This window comes from Variovorax sp. P1_G12 (assembly GCF_056405555.1).
On record NZ_JBFUBW010000020.1, the window covers coordinates 89,636 to 106,632 of the forward strand.

General features: G+C 68.4%; 15 protein-coding genes and 1 riboswitch. Of the genes, 11 read left to right on the top strand and 4 right to left on the bottom strand.

The genetic code is table 11. From position 1 onward, the window contains the following. Positions 1-37: 37 nt before the first annotated feature. Positions 38-1,084 carry a homocysteine S-methyltransferase family protein gene (locus AC1D2O_RS22410; RefSeq protein WP_478087880.1) on the top strand — a complete coding sequence of 349 codons (1,047 nt, stop codon included), beginning with the start codon at positions 38-40 and terminating at the stop codon, positions 1,082-1,084. A 276-nt stretch (positions 1,085-1,360) separates the two neighbouring features. Beyond that, complete coding sequence (locus AC1D2O_RS22415; RefSeq protein WP_478087878.1) at positions 1,361-2,137, top strand: SH3 domain-containing protein; 777 nt, start codon at positions 1,361-1,363, stop codon at positions 2,135-2,137. A gap of 154 nt (positions 2,138-2,291) precedes the next feature. Here the strand turns inward: AC1D2O_RS22415 and AC1D2O_RS22420 are convergent, their stop codons facing one another. Continuing rightward, a complete protein-coding gene (locus AC1D2O_RS22420) occupies positions 2,292-3,179 on the bottom strand; it encodes a LysR family transcriptional regulator (RefSeq protein WP_478087876.1) in 888 nt (295 codons plus the stop codon). 100 nt (positions 3,180-3,279) lie between these two features. Here AC1D2O_RS22420 and AC1D2O_RS22425 point away from each other — a divergent pair, with 100 nt between their 5' ends. The 5 genes from AC1D2O_RS22425 (at position 3,280) to AC1D2O_RS22445 (ending at position 9,748) form a co-directional block, all read left to right on the top strand. Further along, entirely contained in the window at positions 3,280-3,717 is a 438-nt protein-coding gene (locus AC1D2O_RS22425; RefSeq protein WP_442287629.1) for a PACE efflux transporter, read from the top strand. A gap of 8 nt (positions 3,718-3,725) precedes the next feature. Then, a riboswitch (S-adenosyl-L-homocysteine riboswitch) is annotated at positions 3,726-3,818 on the top strand. Positions 3,819-3,875: 57 nt separating this feature from the next. Next, positions 3,876-6,590 carry a methionine synthase gene (metH, locus tag AC1D2O_RS22430; protein ID WP_478157936.1) on the top strand — a complete coding sequence of 905 codons (2,715 nt, stop codon included), beginning with the start codon at positions 3,876-3,878 and terminating at the stop codon, positions 6,588-6,590. Positions 6,591-6,645: 55 nt separating this feature from the next. Further along, positions 6,646-8,409, top strand: a complete 1,764-nt coding sequence (locus AC1D2O_RS22435) for an ArnT family glycosyltransferase (protein WP_478092158.1) — start codon at positions 6,646-6,648, stop codon at positions 8,407-8,409. After that, positions 8,406-9,368 carry a glycosyltransferase family 2 protein gene (locus AC1D2O_RS22440; RefSeq protein WP_478092160.1) on the top strand — a complete coding sequence of 321 codons (963 nt, stop codon included), beginning with the start codon at positions 8,406-8,408 and terminating at the stop codon, positions 9,366-9,368. Before AC1D2O_RS22435 ends, AC1D2O_RS22440 begins: the two co-directional genes overlap by 4 nt. Further along, positions 9,365-9,748: a GtrA family protein gene (locus AC1D2O_RS22445; RefSeq protein ID WP_478092162.1), complete on the top strand. Its 384-nt coding sequence runs from the start codon at positions 9,365-9,367 to the stop codon at positions 9,746-9,748. Before AC1D2O_RS22440 ends, AC1D2O_RS22445 begins: the two co-directional genes overlap by 4 nt. A gap of 157 nt (positions 9,749-9,905) precedes the next feature. On the opposite strand, the gene AC1D2O_RS22450 is transcribed toward AC1D2O_RS22445, so the two are convergent. The 3 genes from AC1D2O_RS22450 to AC1D2O_RS22460 all read right to left on the bottom strand — a co-directional run bounded on the left by AC1D2O_RS22450 (position 9,906) and on the right by AC1D2O_RS22460 (position 12,777). Then, positions 9,906-11,093 carry an amidohydrolase family protein gene (locus AC1D2O_RS22450; RefSeq protein ID WP_478092163.1) on the bottom strand — a complete coding sequence of 396 codons (1,188 nt, stop codon included), beginning with the start codon at positions 11,091-11,093 and terminating at the stop codon, positions 9,906-9,908. Between the two features lie 92 nt (positions 11,094-11,185). Further along, positions 11,186-11,989, bottom strand: coding sequence for a TetR/AcrR family transcriptional regulator (locus AC1D2O_RS22455; protein WP_478157925.1), 804 nt, complete (start codon positions 11,987-11,989; stop codon positions 11,186-11,188). Between the two features lie 14 nt (positions 11,990-12,003). Further along, on the bottom strand, positions 12,004-12,777 hold the full coding sequence (locus tag AC1D2O_RS22460) for a ferredoxin--NADP reductase (protein ID WP_478157926.1): 774 nt from the start codon (positions 12,775-12,777) through the stop codon (positions 12,004-12,006). A 235-nt stretch (positions 12,778-13,012) separates the two neighbouring features. Between AC1D2O_RS22460 and AC1D2O_RS22465 the strand changes: the two genes are divergently transcribed. The 4 genes from AC1D2O_RS22465 to AC1D2O_RS22480 all read left to right on the top strand — a co-directional run bounded on the left by AC1D2O_RS22465 (position 13,013) and on the right by AC1D2O_RS22480 (position 16,951). Next, positions 13,013-14,638: a 6-hydroxynicotinate reductase gene (locus tag AC1D2O_RS22465; protein WP_478093731.1), complete on the top strand. Its 1,626-nt coding sequence runs from the start codon at positions 13,013-13,015 to the stop codon at positions 14,636-14,638. A gap of 2 nt (positions 14,639-14,640) precedes the next feature. After that, a complete protein-coding gene (locus AC1D2O_RS22470; RefSeq protein ID WP_478093733.1) occupies positions 14,641-15,564 on the top strand; it encodes a UPF0280 family protein in 924 nt (307 codons plus the stop codon). 21 nt (positions 15,565-15,585) lie between these two features. Continuing rightward, positions 15,586-16,227 carry an amino acid synthesis family protein gene (locus AC1D2O_RS22475; protein ID WP_286508576.1) on the top strand — a complete coding sequence of 214 codons (642 nt, stop codon included), beginning with the start codon at positions 15,586-15,588 and terminating at the stop codon, positions 16,225-16,227. A 139-nt stretch (positions 16,228-16,366) separates the two neighbouring features. After that, the gene (locus AC1D2O_RS22480; protein ID WP_478157927.1) at positions 16,367-16,951 is read left to right on the top strand and encodes an amino acid synthesis family protein; all 585 of its coding nucleotides are present in this window, start codon (positions 16,367-16,369) and stop codon (positions 16,949-16,951) included. Positions 16,952-16,997 lie beyond the last annotated feature (46 nt).

Genomic DNA, 16,997 nt, shown 5'->3' on the forward strand with positions numbered 1-16,997 from the left:
CCGCGATCGGGCCGCCGCCGCTTCCTACAATCGGCCCATGAAGCCCGTCGTCTACACCCGCGCCCAACAACTGCCCGCCATCCTGGCCCGCCGCATCGCCATCCTCGACGGCGCGATGGGCACCATGATCCAGCGCTTCAAGCTGACCGAGGAACAATACCGCGGCGAACGCTTCAAGGACTTCCCGCGCGACGTCAAGGGCAACAACGAACTGCTCTCGCTGACCCGGCCCGATGTCATCCGCGACATCCACGAAGGCTATCTCGCCGCCGGCGCCGACCTGGTCGAGACCAACACCTTCGGCGCCACCCGCATCGCGCAGGAGGACTACAAGATGGCCGACCTGGCGCGCGAGATGAATCTCGAGTCGGCCAGGCTCGCGCGTGCCGCCTGCGACAAATTCAGCACGCCGGACAAGCCGCGCTTCGTCGCCGGCGCCCTCGGCCCCACGCCCAAGACCGCCAGCATCAGCCCCGACGTCAACGATCCCGGCGCGCGCAATGTGAATTTCGAGGAACTGCGGGCTTCGTACTACGAGCAGGTCGAGGCGCTGGTCGAAGGCGGCTCCGACGTGCTGCTGGTCGAGACCATCTTCGACACGCTGAACGCCAAGGCCGCGCTGTTCGCGATCGACGAATACTTCGAGGCCAGCGGCGAGCGGCTGCCGCTGATCATCAGCGGCACCGTGACCGACGCCTCGGGCCGCATCCTCAGCGGCCAGACCGTGACGGCCTTCTGGCACAGCGTGCGCCATGCGCAGCCGCTGGCCATCGGGCTCAACTGCGCGCTGGGCGCTGCATTGATGCGGCCCTACATCCAGGAACTGGCGCGCGTCGCCGACGACACCTTCATCAGCTGCTACCCCAACGCCGGCCTGCCCAACCCGATGAGCGAGACCGGCTTCGACGAGACACCCGATGTCACCTCGCGGCTGCTGCACGAGTTCGCCGCCGAAGGGCTGGTCAACATCGTCGGCGGCTGCTGCGGCACCACGCCGGAGCACATCGCGGCGATCGGCCAGGCGGTCGCTCCGCTCGCGGGCCGCAGCCTGCGGCGCGCCGCCTTCTACAGCGAAGCAGCCTGAGCTGGCCCCCACGCTCCCTCACTTCGTGTGGTCGCTGCCCCCCGAGGGGGAGTCAGCAGGCCGCCCGTCAGCGCGAAGCGCGGACTTCGCCGCGCTGGCGGCCCGGCGCCGGCCTGAACCTCGCGCATCCCGGCGCATGTGAAGCCGGGATGAAGAAGCTCTCCAAACGTTCTTCGCGTGCGCGAACGCGCGTGCTGAAACGTTCTAGCTGAAGGCCGTCGCTGATTGACAACGCGCCGACGCTCTCCCTACCCTGGAACGCAAAAGGAAATCTGCATGAACGACAACAAGGCTCTGCGATGGTTCGGCCTCGGCGCCATGGCGCTGATGCTGCCGCTGGCCGCGACGGCCCAGCAGGCGTTCACCCGCGGGCCCGTCAATCTGCGTGCCGGCCCCGGCGACAACTATCCGCTGGTGGCCTCGCTGGCGCCCGGGCAATCGCTGGAAGTGATGGGCTGCACCGCCGGCTACGGCTGGTGCGACGTGGTGCTGCCCGACGGACTTCGCGGCTGGTCCTATGCGGCGAGCCTCGAGTACGCCTACCTGGAGCAGCGGGTGCCGCTGGCGACCTACGGCGCGATCATCGGCGTGCCACTCGTGACCTTCGCGATCGGCAGCTACTGGTCCAACTACTACCGCGACCGGCCCTGGTACGGCCAGCCGCGCTGGTGGGGCGGCCGGCCGCCGCCGCCACCGGTTCCGGGCTGGCGCCCGCCACCGCCGCCGGTTGCGGGCTGGCGTCCCAACCCCTGGCCGGGCTATCAGCCGCATCCGCCGGGCTTCCGTCCGCCGCCTGCGCCGGTTTTCAGGCCGCTGCCATCGCCCGGCTACCGCCCGCCACCGTCACCCGGCTGGCGCCCGCCGCCCGGCTTCCAGACCGGCGGCCGGCCGCCGGGGCAGGGCGGAGGTGACCACGGCGGCGGCGGCCACGGTGGTGGGCATGGGGGCGGTGGCGGAGGCGGTCACGGGGGTGGCGGTGGCCACGGTGGTGGCCATGGGGGCGGTGGCCACGGCGGCGGCCATGGTGAAGGAGGAGGCGGGCGCGATCGCTAGCCGGCGCCGTCCTCCACCACGTGATCGCGTGACCCGCGGCGCATGAAACTGGTGCAGCCCAATTGCCAGGGATACCGCGGAACCGGCTTCGCCGGGCCGCTGGTATCGCCCCCTCGAGGGGGAGGCGCCGCAGGCGCTTCGGGGGTGTTTCAATTCAGTCCTTCTTGCGGGCGATCAGCGCCACGAAGCGCTGGGCGCCCAGGCCCAGCGGCCGCTCGCGCGACCACACGACGTCGACCCACAGGTCGAGCCCGTTGGACAGGTTCTCGAACGGAATCTCGACCAGCGCGCCCGCCGCCACGTGCGGCCGGGCGAAGTTGCGCGGCAGCCAGCCCCAGCCCAGGCCGGCGGTGATCAGGCTCAGGGCGGCCAGCGCGTTGTCGGTGCGCCAGACGTGCCGTGCGAAGACGAAGCGCGGGTCGCTGGTGGCCAGGTCACGGCCGGCGACCACGATCTGCCGCGTGGTCGTCAGGTGCTCCTCGCGCAGCCGGCCGCCGGCGGCGGCCAGCACCGGGTGGTCGGGCGCCATCACGGCCACCATGGTGTCGCTGGCCACCTCCTGAAACCCCTCCCGGCCGTCCAGGCTGGGACGCTCGAACACCAGCGCCAGCTGCGCCCGGCCGCTGTGCAGCAGCGCCAGCGCATCGGCTTGCGGCGCGGCCAGCACCTCGACCTCCAGCAGCGGGTATTCGTTCGCCAGGGCGGCCAGCGGGCCGCTCCAGGGCGCCGCGAGCAGTTCGGGCGCGATCGCGAGCGTGAGCCGGTTCTCCAGCCCCTGGGTGAGCGCCAGCGCCTGCACCTGGAGCTGCTTGAGCTGCGCCGCCAGCAGGCGCGCCTGCGGTTCCAGCGAACGCGCCGCCTCGGTGGGCTGCGGTTCCCGGCCGCTGCGGTCGAAGAGCAGCAGGTCGAGTTCCGCCTCGAGATTGGCGATCGCCATGCTGACCGCGGAGGGCACCCGGCCCAGGGCCCGCGCCGCGGCCGAGAAAGAACCGTGGTCGATGACCGCGAGGAACACCTCCACGTTGTCGCTGGAAAAGCTCATGCGGTCCGACCTATCAATTAACTTGAAAGAAGATGACTTTATATGTCAGTCAAACAAATATAAAGTACCCATCAACACCAACCAACACGGGATCGATTTCATGCAAGGGCTCAAACGCCGCGTCGTCTACATCAGCCTCTACGAGGGCATCGCCATCGTCGTGGCCAGCGCGGGGCTGGCGCTGATGTCGGGCCAGGGCCTGGGCCACTCGGGCGTGCTGGCGGTCATCGCCTCGGTCATCGCGGTGCTCTGGAACCTCACGTTCAACGCCCTGTTCGAGCGCTGGGAATCGCGCCAGGCCGTGCGCGGCCGCAGCGTCCGCCGCCGCGTCGCCCATGCGATCGGCTTCGAGGGCGGCCTGGTGGCCTTCCTGGTGCCGATCTTCGCCTGGTGGCTGGACGTGAGCCTGTGGGAGGCGTTGGTGATGGACCTGGGACTGGTGGTTTTCTTCCTGGTCTACACCTTCGTCTTCAACTGGGCCTTCGACGCCATTTTCGGCTTGCCCGCATCGGCGGCCGGCGCCGCCCAGCCGGCGTAAAATCCGCGGCTCCCAAGGAGCGTTGCAGCGCTGCCGTCCATCCGGGCGGCGGCGTCAGGCTTGGGCTTCCAGCCACTGGAGTGCAACGACGCTCGCCTGACCCCGTTTCCACAGGTGAGCCCATGTCCTCCGATCCTTCCTCCGTCGCCGTCCCCCCGATGAAGCTGTCCGGCCTCGAGCCGGTGCAGATCGGCCAGGGCTCGCTGTTCGTCAACATCGGCGAGCGCACCAACGTCACCGGCTCCAAGGCCTTCGCGCGGATGATCCTCAACGGCCAGTTCGAGGAAGCGCTGGCCGTCGCGCGCCAGCAGGTCGAGAACGGCGCCCAGGTGATCGACATCAACATGGACGAGGCCATGCTCGACAGCAAGGCCGCCATGGTGCGCTTCCTGAACCTGATCGCCAGCGAACCCGACATCGCGCGGGTGCCGATCATGGTCGACAGCTCGAAGTGGGAGGTGATCGAGGCCGGCTTGCGCTGCATCCAGGGCAAGGGCATCGTCAACTCGATCAGCATGAAGGAGGGCGAGGACCCCTTCCGGCACCAGGCCCGCCTGCTGCGGCGCTACGGCGCAGCGGCGGTGGTGATGGCCTTCGATGAAAAGGGCCAGGCCGACACCTACGAGCGCAAGATCGAGATCTGCGAGCGGGCCTACCGCCTCTTGGTCGACGAGATCGGCTTCCCGCCCGAGGACATCATCTTCGACCCCAACATCTTCGCGATCGCCACCGGCATCGAGGAGCACAACAACTACGCGGTCGACTTCATCAACGCGGTGCGCTGGATCAAGCAGAACCTGCCCGGCGCCAAGGTGTCGGGCGGGGTCTCGAACGTGAGCTTCAGCTTCCGCGGCAACGACCCGGTGCGCGAAGCCATCCACACCGTGTTCCTGTACCACGCCATTCAGGCCGGCATGGACATGGGCATCGTCAACGCCGGCATGGTGGGCGTCTACGACGACCTCGAGCCCGAGCTGCGCGAGCGGGTGGAAGACGTGGTGCTGAACCGCCGGCCCGATGCCGGCGAGCGCCTGGTCGAGGTCGCCGAGACCGCCAAGAGCGGCGCCAAGGACGAGAGCAAGAAGCTCGAATGGCGCGGCACGCCGGAGCATCCGGTGGGCGTGAGCCAGCGCCTCTCGCATGCCATGGTGCACGGCATCACCGACTTCATCGTCGAGGACACCGAAGAGGCCTACCAGGCGATCCTGGCCAAGGGCGGCCGTCCGCTGCACGTGATCGAAGGCCCGCTGATGGACGGCATGAACATCGTCGGCGACCTGTTCGGCCAGGGCAAGATGTTCCTGCCGCAGGTGGTGAAGTCGGCCCGCGTGATGAAGTCCGCGGTGGCCCACCTGATCCCCTACATCGAGGAGGAAAAGCGCCAGGACGAGGCCGCCGGCCGTGACGTCCGGACCAAGGGCAAGATCGTCATCGCGACCGTCAAGGGCGACGTCCACGACATCGGCAAGAACATCGTCACGGTCGTGCTCCAGTGCAACAACTTCGAGGTCGTGAACATGGGCGTGATGGTGCCCTGCCATGAGATCCTCGCGCGCGCCAAGGTCGAGGGCGCCGACATCGTCGGCCTCTCGGGCCTGATCACGCCGAGCCTCGAGGAGATGCAGTACGTCGCCGGCGAGATGCAGAAGGACGAGCACTTCCGGATCAAGAAGATCCCCCTGCTGATCGGCGGCGCCACCACCAGCCGCGTGCACACCGCGGTCAAGATCGCGCCGCACTACGAAGGGCCGGTGGTCTACGTGCCCGACGCCTCGCGCAGCGTGAGCGTGGCGCAGTCTCTGCTGTCGGAGCAGGCCGCGAACTACATCAACGAGATCAACGCCGACTACGACAAGGTGCGCCACCAGCACGCCAACAAGAAGCAGACGCCGCTGTGGCCGCTGGCCAAGGCGCGCGCCAACAAGGCGCCGATCGCCTGGACGGGCTATGTGCCGCCGGTGCCGAAGTTCATCGGACGGCGCGTGTTCAAGAACTTCGACCTCACCGAGCTGGCGAAGTACATCGACTGGGGGCCGTTCTTCCAGACCTGGGACCTGGCCGGCCCGTTTCCGGCGATCCTCAAGGACGAGGTGGTCGGCACCGAGGCGGTGCGCGTCTATGCCGACGGCCAGCGCATGCTCAAGCGGCTGATCGAGGGCCGCTGGCTCACGGCCAGCGGCGTGATCGGCTTCTGGCCGGCCAACACCGAGAACGACGACGACATCGTGCTCTACACCGACGAGTCGCGCACCGAAGTCGCCATGACCTGGTACGGCATGCGCCAGCAGACCGAGAAGCAGGAGATCGAGGGCGTGATGCGGCCCAGCCGCTGCCTGGCCGACTTCGTCGCGCCGCGGGCGAGCGGCCTCGCGGACTACGTGGGCGTGTTCGCGGTCACCGCCGGCCTGGGCGTCGAGAAGAAGGAGAAGTACTTCATCGACGACCTCGACGACTACTCGGCCATCATGCTCAAGGCGTTGGCCGACCGCCTGGCCGAGGCCTTCGCCGAAGCGCTGCACCACCGCGTGCGCTCCGACCTGTGGGGCTATGCGGCCGACGAGGCCTTGAGCAACGAGGAGATGATCGGCGAGAAGTACCGCGGCATCCGGCCCGCGCCCGGCTATCCGGCCTGCCCGGACCACAGCGTGAAGCGGCCGATGTTCGACCTCCTGAACTGCGCGGACATCGGCATGACGCTGACCGACAGCCTCGCCATGATGCCGGCCGCCAGCGTGAGCGGCTTCTACCTGAGCCATCCCGACGCGACCTATTTCAACGTCGGCAAGATCGGGCACGACCAGCTGCAGGACCAGGCGGCGCGGCGCGACCAGAGCGAGGCGGACCTCGAGCGCCTGCTGGCGCCGAATCTATGACACGGGAAGTCGTTGCCAGCGCGAACGGCGAGCGGGAGTTCCTATTCAGAAGTTGATGTTTGCAGCCACGCATTACGCGGCGCTGGCGGTGTTCGTGGTCGGATGCTGGGGTTTCGGCCGGGCGCTGCTGATGCGCATCGGCGCGCCCATGCGCCGCGATGTGTGGCTCGAGACCGCGATGGCGGCCGCGGCCGGGCTCGGGATCTTTGTCTGCGTCTTCCAGGCGATCGCGATCGCCGGCCTGTTCACCCGGGGCGCGGTGATCGGCGTGGTCGCGGCCGGCGTGCTGGCGGCCGGCCTGCAGGCGCCGGCCTGGCGGCGCGAACTGCGCGCGCGCGAGCGCTCGGCGCCCTGGACCTTCGTCGAGAAGCTGGCGCTGGCGGTGCTCGCACTGACCGCACTGCCGGCGCTGGTCGAGCCGCTGGCGCCGCCGGCGGCCTTCGACGAGCTGATGTACCACCTGCCCTATGCGCGCGAGCTGGCGCAGAGCGGCCGGCTCGCCATCCACGAATGGCTGCGCTACCCCTGGTTCCCGTACAACTACAACCTGATCCATGCGGGCGGGTTGCTGGTCGGCGACGACGTGCTGCCGCACCTGCTGAGCGGCCTCGCGGGCTGGCTTTCGGTGGGAATCGTCTACCGCCTGGGCGTGCAGCATGCGAGCCGGGTGACCGGCCTCATCGCCGCCGCGATCTGGCTCGGCATCGGCGACTATGAAAGCGCGCTGATCGACATCAGCGTGGCGCTCTTCGTGCTCGCGGCCTGCACCGCCCTGTGGTGGTGGCGCGAGTCCGACGACCCGGTGCGGGGGCCGCGCTGGCTGGCGCTGGCAGCATTTTTTCTCGGCATCGCCGCGGGTTCCAAGTACCAGGCCCTGACCGTGCTGCCACTGGTGGCGCTGTTCGTGGTGCGGCGCGAACGCAGGCTCAGGGTCTGGGCCGTGGCGCTCCTGTGTTTCCTGGTTCCCTGCATCTACTGGTATGCGCGCAACGCCGTCCTGACCGGCGACCCCTTCAACCCGATCGGCTCGCGCTTGTTCGGCTTCACCAACTGGAACCTGGCCGACTACAAGAACCAGTTCGACGACGTGAAGGCCCACGCCGCGTGGCCCAACGGCTTCCTCTGGGGCGTGCTGTTCGCCCCGCTCGCCCTGCTCTGGAAGCGTTCGCCCGCCGTGCGTGCGGCCGCGGTCTTCAGCATCTATTCGCTGGGCGTCTGGGCCCTGACCTCGCGCTATCCGCGCTATCTGGCGGCCTCGGTGCCGCTGATCGCGCTGGTCTCGGTGGTGGGCTGGCAGGCGCTGCTGGGCGGTCTGGCCGGCTGGCTGCGCCGCGCGCTGCCGCGCTGGAACGCCCAGGGCACGCTCGACCGCGCCGGCCGCTGTCTTGGCGTGCTGCTGGTGGTGATCGGAGTCGGGGGCTCGTTCTACATGACGCGGCGCAGCGTGGCGGCGATCGCGACCACGCCGGCCGAGCGGACGGCCTTCCTCGAGGCGAAGGTGCCCGGCTACGCCGTCATGAACTACCTGCGCGAGCACGCCAGCGGACGCGTCTACCAGATCGCACTCAGCGAAGCGACTTACTATGGGCCGGCGCCGGTGTGGGGCGACGCGATCGGACCCTGGCGCTATTCCGACTTCATCGTCCTGCCACCGGTCGAGTTCGCCCGCAAACTGGCCGGGCTGGGCTTCGAGGCGATCGCGGTGGGCGCCGGAAGCGCCCCGCTGCTCGAAGCCCAGCCCGGCTTCCTTGACCATTTCGCCTTGATGTACGAAAAAGCCGGTGCCAAGGCCTACCGCATCCTGCCCATCCAGAAATGACCGATCGTCCCGACCTGAGCGGCCTGCGCATCGCAGCCGTGATCCCGTGCTTCAACGAGGCGCTCGCCATTGCGCAGGTGGTGGACGAGTTCCGCGCCGCGCTGCCTGAGGCCGAGATCCATGTCTTCGACAACAACTCGACCGACGACACCGCGGCCGTGGCCCGGGCCTGCGGCGCGACCGTGACGCACGTCGCGCTGCGCGGCAAGGGCAACGTGGCGCGCCGCATGTTCGCGGACGTCGAGGCCGACGTCTACGTGATGGTCGACGGCGACGCCACCTACGATGTCGGCGAAGTGCGCCGCCTGATCGAGATGATGGTGGAGGGCAATCTCGACATGGTGGTCGGCTCGCGGGTCGACGACCGCGCCGACCAGCAGACCTACCGGCGCGGCCATCGCTTCGGCAACGCGCTCCTGACCGGCGCGGTGGCCAGCCTCTTCGGCGGCCGCCTGACCGACATGCTCTCGGGCTACCGCGTCTTTTCCAGGCGCTATGCCAAGTCATTCCCGGCGGTATCGGAAGGCTTCGAGATCGAGACCGAACTGACGGTGCACGCGCTCGAACTGCGCATGCCCTTCGCCGAGGTGCCGGTGCCGTACCGCTCGCGGCCCGAGGGCTCGGAAAGCAAGCTGTCGACCTACCGCGACGGCTGGCGCATCCTGAAGACCATCTGCAAGCTGTTCGTGAGCGAACGGCCGCTGCAGTTCTTCGCCGGCATCGCGGCCTTGCTGGCGCTGGCGTCGGTGATCATCGCCGAGCCGCTGGTCGCCACCTACCTGCAGACCGGCCTGGTTCCGCGAGTGCCGACCGCCGTGCTGGTGACCGGCATGATGCTGGTCGCGATGCTGTCCTTCGTCTGCGGCGTGGTGCTGCACACCGTGACCATCGGGCGCCAGGAGGCCAAGCGGCTGTGCTACCTGGCGATTCCCGGCGTGCGGCAGCGCGGTCGGTCGTGAAGATCGGTCGCGAATTCCTGTCGTTCGCGGTCGTCGGCGCGCTCGGCTTCGGCGTCGACCTGGGCGTGCTCTACCTGGTGGCGCCGACGCTCGGCTGGTATGGCGGGCGCGTGGTCTCGTTCATTGCCGCGGCCACCGCCACCTGGGCGCTGAACCGGCGCTACACCTTCGCCGATCGGCGGTCGGGCGCATCGATCGCGCGTGAATACCTTCGCTACCTGCTCACCATGCTGGCCGGCGCGCTGGTCAACTATGTGGCGTATGTGCTGACGCTGCACTGGCTCGGCGGCCCGCTGGCGCCTGCGCTCGGTGTCGCGCTCGGCAGCGGCGCCGGGCTGGTGGTCAATTTCCTGACCGCGCGGCACCTGGTGTTCAGGTAGCCCGCGCAGCCGAACAACAAACACAGCGCCGGTTTTCCCGCGGCCGGCGCAGCCAGGCCCATTGATGAAACACCGCGGATCTGGCTTTGCCAGGCCGCTGGTGTTGCCCTCGGCAGGGGGTGGGCGACTACACGAAGTGAGTCAACCTGGGGGCGAGCTAAATGATCACCGGGATCTCGGTCGCCGGCGGCGTGTTGCGGCTGCGTCCGCAGCGCACGATGCCGTCGATCATCACCATCCCGACGCCCGGGATGTCGCCGAGCTGCACGCTTTCGAGCAGGCCGATCGCGGGCGAATGCTGCGCCCGGTCCATGAAGACGAAGTCGGCGTCGCGGCCGACCTCGATCAGCCCGCAGTTGAGCTTGCGGATGCGTGCCGTGTTGCCGGTGGCGAAGCAGAACACCAGCTCGGCCGGGATGTTGGCGATCGAGGACAGCATCGCCACCATGCGCAGGATGCCCAGCGGCTGCACGCCCGAGCCCGCGGGCCCGTCGGTGCCGAGGATCACGCGGTGCGGGCACTTGAGCTCGAGCGCGGCCTTGGCCGCCGCGATGGCGACGCGCTCGTTGCCGTTGTGCACGATCTCGATCGCGCGCGACGATTTCTCGCACAGCTCGCACACGTGCGCCTCGGGCAGCGAGGTGTGGCCACCGTTGATGTGGCCGATGATGTCGGCATCGGCTTCGAGCACCACGTCCTTGTCGATCAGGCCCGAGCCCGGGATCGACGGGCCGCCCGTGTGGATGGTGCTCTGGATGCCGTACTTGCGGGCCCAGGCGACCATCTCCTTGGCCTCGTAGCCGGCCTTGACCGAACCCAGGCCGACCTCGCCGAGCAGGCCGACGCCGGCCTCGGCCAGTTCCTTGAAGTCGCTCTCGACCATGCCCTTCTCGATCACCGGCGCGCCGGCCAGCACCTTGACGCCGCCGGGGCGGAAATTGTCGAAGGCGCGCTGCGCCGTGATCGCCAGCGCCTTCAGGCCGACGATGTCCTTGGGCCGGCCGGGCAGGTGCACCTCGCCGGCGGAAATCATGGTGGTCACGCCGCCGTGCATGGTCGAGTCGATCCAGCCGATCTGGCCCTGGCGCGGCGTCCAGTCGCCGAAGACCGGGTGCACGTGGCTGTCGATCAGGCCCGGCGCGACGCAGGTCTTTTTCACGTCGATGACGGTGGTCGCGCCTTCGAGATCGCAGTCTTTCTCCTTGCCGACGGCGACGATCAGGCCGTCGTTGACGACGATGGTGTCGGCGTCGAGGATGGGCTTGTCGATATCGCCCGAGAGCAGCAGGCCTATGTTCCGGATGACGACCTTGCCCGACTTGGCGCCGGTTGCGATTTCTGCCATTTCAGGCCTCCCGCCGGGCCGCCCCAAGGGAGGCCTGCGCCCCCTTGGGGGGCAGCGAATACACGAAGTGATGAGCGTGGGGGCAGTTCATTTCAGGCCTCCCGCCGGGCCGCCCCAAGGGAGGCCTGCGCCCCCTTGGGGGCCTGCGAACGCATGTGAGCTTTGGGGGTCATATTTCTCTCGTGGGAGTGAGTGGACTCTTGTTCGTCGGGAGCTCCGGCGTCGACCGTGCGCAGCACGGTCTCGATCACGAAGTTTTCCCAGTGTGCGACGGCTTCCGGCGTTTCGAGGGGCTCGCCCAGGAAGGCCGTCAGCGTGTGCCGGTTCGACGTGTAGAAATAGCCGGTCGACGCGATCAGCAGGTACAGATCGCGCGCCGCCACGTCATCGCGGAACAGGCCTTGCTCGACGCCGCTGGCGAGGATCTCGTGGATGACCGTGATCGCCCGCGACGAATATTCGCGGGCCCGCAGCGACTTCGCGATATGCCGGCCCTTGTGCAGGTTCTCGGTGTTCAGCAGCGTGACGAACTCGGGATTCTTGCGGTAGTAGCCGAGCACGAAGCGGATCACCGCGGTGAGCGACTCCACCGGCCGGGACGCATCGAGGTCGATCGCGGCCTCGGCATCGTCCATCCGCCGGTAGATGCCCTCGAGCACCGCGATGAACAGGCCTTCCTTGCTGCCGAAGTAGTAGTAGATCATGCGGTCGTACGACTTCGCCGCCTTCGAGATCTTCTCGACGCTGCCGCCGTCGAAGCCGTACTTCGCGAACACCTTGGTCGCGGCGCGCAGGATGCTTTCTCGCGTGGCCTGCGCAGAGGCCTCGCGCACGCCGGTGCGGCGCGTCGCGGGCTTGGGTGCGCTCTTGCGCGCGGCTGCCTTGGGCTCGGCCATCGCGGGCTTCTTGGCTACTTCTCGGCGAAGGCGCGTTCGACCACGAAATCGCCCGGCGTCGACGTGTTGCCTTCCTTGAAGCCGCGCGCCTCGAGGATGTGCTTGAGGTCGACCAGCAGGCCCGGGCTGCCGCACAGCATCACGCGGTCTTCGGCGGCATTGAGCGGCGGCAGGCCGAGGTCGTCGGTGAGCTTGTTGCTCTCGATCAGCTCGGTGATGCGCCCCATGTTGCGGAACTCCTCGCGCGTCACGGTCGGGTAGTAGAGCAGCTGCTTCTCGATCAGTTCRCCCAGGAYYTCGTGCTKSGGCAGGTGGTCGGTCACGAGGTCGTGATAGGCCAGCTCGTCGATCTGGCGCACGCCGTGCACCAGGATGACCTGCTCGAACTTCTCGTAGGTGTCGGGGTCGCGGATGATGCTCATGAACGGCGCCAGGCCGGTGCCGGTGCCGAACAGGTAGAGCCGCTTGCCCGGCAGCGTGTAGTCGRTCAGCAGCGTGCCGGTCGGCTTGCGGCCGACGATGACGGTGTCGCCGACCTGGATGTGCTGCAGCTTCGAGGTCAGCGGGCCTTCCTCGACCTTGATGCTCAGGAACTCCAGGTGTTCCTCGTAGTTCGGGCTCACGATGCTGTAGGCCCGCAGCAGGGGCTTGTTGTTGACCTTCAGGCCGATCATCGTGAAGTGGCCGTTCGAGAAACGCAGGGCCGGATCGCGGGTGGTCGTGAAGGTAAACAGGCGGTCGGTCCAGTGGTGGACGCTCAGCACACGTTCTTCGCTGAATGCACTCATAGGGGGCAGGAATGGTTATGAACGAAAAAGGGATGCACCAATTGTCGGCGATGCCAGCGAAAACACCATTGCCAGTATCGAGTCCGTTTGCTACATTGATCTCAAATGTAGTGTTCACCACATGAAGGTGTAGGGAATGCTACACAAACGTCAGTTCCAGCACAAGTGCAGTTGCAAGCGGGCCGCCGGCACAGATGTTGCACTCCCGCCGGCCTGAACCCACGAGATATCCGCGATGACCGAACACACCAAGACAGACGGACTGCCCGGCATGGACATGCCGGTAATGCCAGAGGCCACGGGCCGGGCGCCCCTGCGCAACGAGCGCATGAATGCGGCCAAGGTCGAGTGCAATGCCTGCCCGGTGCTGTGCCAGATTTCAGAGGGGCGCACCGGTGCCTGCGACCGCTATGCCAACCGCGACGGCGTGCTGGTGCGGGTCGATCCGGTGCTGCTGCTGCGGCGCGAGCTCACGAGCGAGACTCCGGCGCTGGTGCCCTTCGCCCGCGCGGGCGGCGAGACCGGCGAGGCCGAGCGCATCGAGGCGCCGGTGGCGGACGCCGACTGGAACGGCGATCTCCTTCATGCTGACGAGGTCTTCGTGACCGGCGTGGGTTCTTCCACCACCTACCCGGACTACAAGCCCGCGCCCTTCATCGTCGCCTCCAAGGCGCAGGGCGTGGACATGGTGACCGTGGTGACCGAAGGCATCTTCAGCTACTGCAGCTTCAAGGTGAAGATCGACACCGACCGCTTCCTGGGCGCCGAGCAGGCCAACGTGCGCTATCGCGGCGAGGTGGTCGGCCACGTCACCACCGCCGAGTACGGCTCGCAGATGCTGTCGCTGGGCGGCGTGCACCACCTCACGGGCGGCAGCAAGAAGGAAGGCCGCATGACCTGCGAGCTGATGCAGCTGCTGGGCAACAAGAAGGCGGTCGAGTGCGTGATCGACGGCGGCGCCAGCATGGTGATCCAGGCCGGCCGCGCACCGATCGTCAACGGCGTCGAAGAAAAACGCATGCGCGTGGGCTGCGGCTCGGCGGCGGTCGGCATCTTCGCGCGGCAGCTGTTCGGCCATGCCGACGAAGTGGTGGTGGTCGACGACCACATCACCGGCGTCCTGACCGAGCACCAGGCCGGGCGCTGCCTGGACATGGCGCCTTCGGGCATCCAGATGCGCGGGCGCAAGTCGACGCCGGGGCGCTATTTCCAGGTCGCGAACCCGGGCAACGGCTGGGGCGGCACCGACATCGACGACCCGCTGTCGATCATCGAGGGCTGGGAAGAGGGCGTGGCGCGGCCGGGCCTGCGCCTGCTCATGACCTCGACCACCGGCGAGCATGCGCAGTGGTACGTGCTCGACGCGCAGCTGCAGCCGGTCGAGGCGCCGATGCCGGCGGAGGTTCGCCGCATCGTCGATCGCATCGGCGAGAACTGCGAGCCGTCGCTGTGCACCGTGCTGTTCCTCGGCGGCGCCGGCGGCAGCCTGCGCGCAGGTGTCACCGAAAACCCGGTGCTGCTCACGCGCGCCATCAAGCGCGCGCTGGTCAACGTGACCTGCGGCGGCGCACCGGCCTATGTGTGGCCCGGCGGCGGCATCACCGTGATGGCCGACGTGCTGCGCATGCCCGACAACAGCTTCGGCACGGTGCCGACACCGGCCATCGTGGCGCCGATCGAGTTCAGCATGCGGCGCGACGACTACGCGGCGCTGGGCGGCCACATGGAGCATGTGTTCTCGCTCGAGCAGGCGCTGGCGCGCGGCGCCTGGCAGGACGACGGAGCGCCGCTGGCGCGCCAGTGGCTGCGCATGGACCCGGCCAACCCGTGGCCGCTCGGCCAGCCTCCCATGCTGGGCTGATCATGAGCGCCCAACGCAGCGCACTCGACGGTGCGCGCTGGCACTTCAACCACGGCCCGATCGACATCGTCGCCGAGGCCCATGGCGACGCCGTCGAGGTCGCGGTGGCGCATGAGCTCGCCTGGCGGCGCTTCGCCCAGGTGCTGGACGAACTGGTCGCCGAACTGCCATTGCTGCGCCAGCCGGTCGGTGCGGCGTGCGCGCTGCAGGGCCCCATTGCGCGGCGCATGTGGAATGCCTGCGCGCCGTTCAGCGCCGGCTTCATCACGCCGATGGCCGCGGTCGCCGGTGCGGTCGCGCAGGAGCTCATCGCCTGCTACCAGCGCTGCGGCATCGAACGCGCCTGGATCAACAACGGCGGCGACATCGCCTTGCATCTCGCGCCGGGGCATTCCGCGCGCATCGGGCTCTTCGCCGACCTCGCGCGCTTCGACCTGCGGGACGCCGGGCCGATCACCACCGATGGCCAGTTCGAGCTTCGCGCCGAGCAGCCGGTGCGCGGCGTCGCCACCAGCGGCTGGCGCGGGCGCAGCTTCTCGCTCGGCATCGCCGACAGCGTGACCGTGCTCGCGGCCACCGCGGCCGAGGCCGATGCCGCGGCCACGGTGATCGCCAACGCGGTGAATGTCGACGATCCCGGCATCCGCCGCCTGCCCGCCAATGCCTGCAAGGACGACAGCGACCTCGGTGACATCCCCGTGACGACCCACGTCGCGGTGCTGGCGCCGGCGCAGGTGCAGCGTGCACTGGATGCGGGTGCCGACCGTGCGGCGGCGCTGCAGCGCGCCGGGCTGGTGTGGTCGGTGGTGCTGGTTTGCCAGGGGCAATGGCGAGTGCTTCAACCCTTAAGCTCGACGGCTTCGCCCGGGTTGCCGCGGACGGGCCGCGAACCGATGGCCGATGCAGTTGGTTCAGTATTTGCTTAACGAAAAGCAGGACTCTTTTTCATGATCGATATACGTCGCGTCTTCACCCATGTGGAGCACATCCACCACGAGTTCGGACCGCGCGCTGCAACGCCGCTGGTGCGTGGCGCCATCGGCGCGGTGCTGACCAATCCCTTCGCGGGCCGCTACGAGCCCGACATCCTGCCGATGATGGCCTTGCTCGATCCGGTCGGCGTCGACATGGCGCACCGCTTGCGCGCCGCGATGGACGTGCCGGTCGAGCAGATCGCCACCTACGGCAAGGGCGCCATCGTCGGTGCCGCCGGCGAGCTCGAGCACGGTGCGCTGTGGCATGTGCCCGGCGGCTACGCGATGCGCGAACTGCTCGGCTGGAAGGGCGACCGCGACGCCTATCGGCAAGGCAAGGCCGAAGAGAAGACCGGCCAGCCCGGCAACGCGCTGTCGATCGTGCCCTCGACCAAGAAGGTCGGCCCGCCGGGCGCTGCGCTCGACGTGCCGCTGACCAACATCAATGCCAGCTATGTGCGCGGCCAGTTCGACGCCATCGAAGTCCGCGTGCCCGGTGCGCCGGCGGCTGACGAGATCGTCTTCATCCTCGCGATGAGCACCGGCTACCGCGTGCACGATCGCGTCGGCGGCCTGCGTGCCGAAAACATTTCTAAGTGGGACGGACTCCGATGAAAACCAGCATCCATCAACCAAGTCGCAACGGATTTATGCCAGGAACACCGCGGAACAGGCTTTGCCTGGCCGCTGGTGTTGCCCCCGGAAGGGGGTGGGCGACCGGACACGCAGTGCCGGGCAACCTGGGGGTGAGCCAATGACCGCCAACATTCGCAAGCTCGTCGTCCAGGTCGACGAAACCCGCAAGGAAATGGGCCAGGCCATCGAGCCGCCCACGCGCCGCGCGGTCGCCATCGCCGTGATCGAGAACCCCTACGCCGGCCGCTACAGCGAATCGCTCGACGAGCTGATCGCGATCGGCGAAGAACTCGGCGCGTTGCTGGGCCAGAAGGCCGTGGCGGCCCTGGGCATCCAGCCCGGCGAGGCGCAGAGCTACGGCAAGGCGGCCATCGTCGGCGAGGCCGGCGAGCTCGAGCATGCAGCGGCCATCCTGCATCCCAAGCTCGGCGCGCCGCTGCGCATGGCGGTCGAGAAGGGCGCCGCGCTGGTGCCGTCGAGCAAGAAGCGCGGCACGCTGGGCACCGCCATCGACGTGCCGCTGGGCCACAAGGACGCGGCCTTCGTGCGCAGCCACTTCGACGCCATCGAGGCCCGCGTGTCCGATGCGCCGCGCGCCAACGAGATCGTGGTCGCGGTCGCGGTCACCGACAGCGGCCGCCCGCTGGCGCGCATCGGCGGCCTGCAAGCCTCCGAGATCAAGGGTGAGGACGGGCTCCGTTGAGCCCGTTCGCCGCAAAGCTTTTCTTTCTGTTCGATCCCAAGGAGTT